General features: G+C 48.6%; 6 protein-coding genes. 1 reads left to right on the top strand and 5 read right to left on the bottom strand.

The window, feature by feature from the left end:
- The 3 genes from RMO84_RS16125 to RMO84_RS16115 form a co-directional block, all read right to left on the bottom strand.
- On the bottom strand, nt 1-971 hold a 971-nt coding region (locus tag RMO84_RS16125; RefSeq protein ID WP_310489457.1), incomplete at its 3' end, for an NACHT domain-containing protein.
- A gap of 111 nt (nt 972-1082) precedes the next feature.
- The gene (locus tag RMO84_RS16120) at nt 1083-1526 is read right to left on the bottom strand and encodes a hypothetical protein (protein ID WP_310489456.1); all 444 of its coding nucleotides are present in this window, start codon (nt 1524-1526) and stop codon (nt 1083-1085) included.
- Between the two features lie 45 nt (nt 1527-1571).
- Nucleotides 1572-1802 carry a hypothetical protein gene (locus RMO84_RS16115; protein WP_310489455.1) on the bottom strand — a complete coding sequence of 77 codons (231 nt, stop codon included), beginning with the start codon at nt 1800-1802 and terminating at the stop codon, nt 1572-1574.
- A 19-nt stretch (nt 1803-1821) separates the two neighbouring features.
- Between RMO84_RS16115 and RMO84_RS16110 the strand changes: the two genes are divergently transcribed.
- Nucleotides 1822-2550, top strand: a complete 729-nt coding sequence (locus RMO84_RS16110; RefSeq protein ID WP_310489454.1) for an ABC transporter ATP-binding protein — start codon at nt 1822-1824, stop codon at nt 2548-2550.
- Here the strand turns inward: RMO84_RS16110 and RMO84_RS16105 are convergent.
- Together RMO84_RS16105 and RMO84_RS16100 are read right to left on the bottom strand one after the other, a co-directional pair.
- Nucleotides 2547-3137, bottom strand: coding sequence for a CPBP family intramembrane glutamic endopeptidase (locus RMO84_RS16105; protein WP_310489453.1), 591 nt, complete (start codon nt 3135-3137; stop codon nt 2547-2549). The genes RMO84_RS16110 and RMO84_RS16105 overlap by 4 nt on opposite strands.
- Before the next feature lie 50 nt (nt 3138-3187).
- Nucleotides 3188-3964 (bottom strand): DUF3326 domain-containing protein (locus tag RMO84_RS16100; RefSeq protein ID WP_310489452.1); only part of this gene is annotated, 777 nt, incomplete at its 5' end.

The following is a 3964-nucleotide window of genomic DNA, read 5'->3' as shown; positions in this document are numbered from 1 at the left end:
AACGGCACTCGCAATAAACCAGGATCGCCCTCTGTTGTCGGTTCCAACATTGCTTTAAGGTATGGAGTAGTCTGAATTGCCTCCCATAACTCTGAACGATCTAGACTGGCAAGATAATCCTGAATTTGCAAATCAGATAATGACTGGAGACACACCGCACCTCGGAGATTTCGCAGCTTAATATCTACCGCTTCAAATTCCTTGACGCGGGAACATACCACCATCTGCGGGTAATGTTCGGCAAACTCATTCAGCTTTTCGGTACATTTTTTCTGACGTTCTAATCCCAACTCATCCAACCCATCTAATAACGGCAATAACACCTGTCGTTCTAGCCATTGCTCGTAGAGTTTGGATTTACGACTTCCGCCATGCAGATCGTAGAGTTGCTCGATTAACCAATCTTGAATACTTTGCTTGTCATCTCGCCAAGTCGAAAGCTCGAAAATAACTGGAATTACCGTTTTTGATTGGAAGATCGCCCCACATACCAATTGTTCTGCCAAACTCAATAATGCGGTGGTTTTCCCCGCTCCTGGCGCACCTAAAATTAAGAGTTTGCCTTTGATATCATCGCGCCCAAATGTTTCAATTAACAGGCGATCGGGATTTAATACACCGCAATTTTTGCCGTCGATTTGCAAGGTTCGATTGGCTGCTAATGGCGAACGATTGACCCATTTTTGTTGCTCTTCGATCGATACATCCATTAAGATTCGATCGCGTCCCAATGTATCATTTAAACGTTTGCGGATCTCTGGCAACTGCTTTTGTTCGAGCAATTTTAGCCCCCAGTCCCAATCCACTTGAGATCGATCGGATTGGGGAAATAACTTCAGGAAGGTCTTGTCAATAATGACTTGGTTATCATGGCTATTCTGAAAGCTAACAGCATTTTCTCCAGCTTGAGCTTGCTGAACATTGCTATGCTCGATCGAGCTACCGTCAATATTTTGCTGTTGCGAAGCCATTGCTGTTGCTGGTAGTGGATTCCCTAAGATGCAGTTGGGTTCGATGCTCTACCAAAACTACACCTTAGTATTCCCAATAGTCTCGTTGAGTTTTGCATTACCCTCTACAGCCTACATGCCGATAAATTTGGCAGCAACTCCAAGCCAAGGTGAGATCGCTTTAAAGACTTCCTGCCCGTTTTGCCAAAGACTTTTTCCGGCTTCTGTGGAATCTTTCATCATTTTGAGCGTCTCACTTACCGACTTGAGATTTTGCCCGACTAATTCCTTACTACTGCTTTCCTTTGCTGCCTCGCGTTTAGCAGGGCGCAGATAGTCTAATAGTTCCTCTTGTTGGGCTGGCTCTACTTTGGCGGCTTTGATGGCGGCTTCTAGAATCTCCAATTGTTTGACTACTTCTGCACTTGTCATTTGCTGGGATGTTTCCAGATTACCCGATTGATTTTGGTGAATGTCTCCCCCCGCTTGTGCTTGTTGCACCATGCCACCATTGACGTTGACACCGCTGATGGTTTGCGATTGGGTTGGTTGTGCTGGCTGCTTTTTACCAAACATAGATTTTATTGCTGAGAGCATTATTCTCCATGATACAAAATATTTTCAGTCGTCACTGAAGTCGATCTCATCTCGATCGGCTTTAGTAACACTACGCTCGATCGAGGTATCGATGTCGAGCCGAGCAACAGATGATAGTGTAGCGATCGATTCCACAATTTGACTCGCGGGGATGCTAATGTGATGTCTACGTTCGCGCAGCGTAGTTTGGTAGTCAAGGATTTCGGCTATAATACTGCCACTGGAATGCCATCTCAAGCGATCGACCTCACTCATTTATCCATCTTCCCTGCCAATGCTTACCAATGCCCCTCTGCTCGTAGTTCAGGACGTTCGCGCTGGCTATACCCCTGGCTCGGATATCCTCAATGGGATTAACTTCGTCGTCCAACCAGGCGAATTGGTAGCGGTGATTGGCGGGAATGGTGCGGGCAAATCGACGCTGGCGAAAACGATTTTTGGGCTATTGACGCCCCATAGTGGGACGATTACGTTTAAAGGCGAACAGATTGGCGGACTCAAATCCGATCGAATCGTGCAGAAGGGGATGTGTTATGTGCCCCAAATCTCGAATGTATTTAAGTCGCTGACGATCGAAGAAAATCTCGAAATGGGCGGCTTCATCCGTACTACCGATCTCCAGCAGCTCAAACAAAAAATCTTTACGATGTTCCCTCGTCTTGCCGAGCGGCGCAAACAACGCGCGGGCACCCTCTCTGGTGGCGAACGCCAAATGCTAGCGATGGGCAAAGCTTTGATGCTCGATCCCGAATTATTGGTGCTCGATGAGCCGTCTGCGGCACTTTCACCCGCGTTAGTTACCGATGTCCTCAAACAAATTCGGGCAATTAATGAAAATGGCACGGCAATTGTCTTAGTCGAGCAAAATGCTAAAAAAGCGTTAGCGATGTCCGATCGAGCTTATGTGTTAGATACTGGCATCGTCAAACATGAAGGTAGCGGTGCTGACTTGCTCAAAGATCCGAAGGTAATTGAAACTTATTTGGGCGTCGGCGGACACTAGGGTTGGCTAACTTTGACATGCTGTAATTTCCAGGATAATCCCGAAATAAAATTATTAGTCACATGCGCCACAATCGGGATAAATAGATTCCCAGTTTCTACCATTGTAAAGGCAAGCAAAATTCCTACCAAGGTCGCCCACACGGCATACGGCCATTGTTGGGCATTATTCATGTGCAGCACGCCAAAACACAGCGAAGATAATACAATCCCGATCGGATCTAATCCCAGCGCGGGTAGCATCACGCCCCTAAATAATAACTCCTCACTCAATCCAGGTAGCAGTCCCAACCACACCATATCCGGTACCGCTAAAGGTTTTAATACCATTGCCAGATAAAAATCGGCACTCTGGCGATAAGTCCCCCACGCGGCATATATAAGCGCGCTCAAACCCGTCAACCCAAAACCGAAAGCGATCCCGAACCCCAAGTCCGCAACTGTCACCGAGATCGGGCGCAACTGAAAATCGCCCAGGTACAACCACAATCGCGCTACACCAAATAAGACGATCGCCGTAATCGCCATGGCAATCAAAATCTGCATCCGCGACAGGGGTTCGAGATCTGGATTATGTGAGTTACTCATTTTCTAGGGGATTGGGGATTGGCAGAGTGTAAATTTTAGATGTATCTGATTTATGGGCATTCTTTGAGTCGATCGATTTGGGGGTGGAAACTATCGAGACTCATGCCAGCGCGATCGACTGTGATGACACCGATCGCTTCTAAGTACGATTTTACCGCGATCGATTGGATCTTGACGTCCTGAGGGGTTACGGCCATCCGCGTGTGGTTTTCGGCGACTGTAATAATTTTAGCGCGTGACGATCGCGCGAAGCTGAGTAAACCACTCCCGCCGCAGGCGGATTCTGGGACGATAACGGCATCGACTTCATCGTGCCAAATTCCCGCTCCCGAAGCTGATGGGGTGGAGATAAATTGCGGTGCGCGGCTCAATCCGACTAAGACACACGGTAAAAAGGTATAACCCAGCTCCTCTGCTGCCGAACGGGGCGAAATCTCGGGATCGATCGGCAGTGGCGATAACGCTGGGGCGTGAGCGCAGGGGACTTTGAAGGTACGCACGATGAGATGACTAATGACGGCTTCGGCTCCAGCTAAAGGATCGACTCCGACACCATGCCGATAATCGTGCAAGATCGTCGCTCCTGGATCGTCAGGAAATCTGGCAATTACGGCGATCGCTTCGGCTCCAGCAGCAGAGATCGATTTATCGACCGCCCGGAGTAGACTATCTGGCTGGTCGATCGTCCCCCAGGACGCTCCAGATGATGCCGTGCGCAGCTCTACACCCAAGGGCAGATCTGTCACGACATAATCGACTAAATCCAGCCCCAGTGTGGCTCTAGCGGCATCTGCGGCTTGGAGATGCCGCACGCGCAAGTCGTCGAA

The organism is Chamaesiphon sp. VAR_69_metabat_338 (assembly GCF_031423935.1).
In the GTDB taxonomy this organism is placed as follows: Bacteria; Cyanobacteriota; Cyanobacteriia; order Cyanobacteriales; family Chamaesiphonaceae; genus Chamaesiphon.
This window is presented reverse-complemented; position numbering and strand designations above follow the sequence as displayed.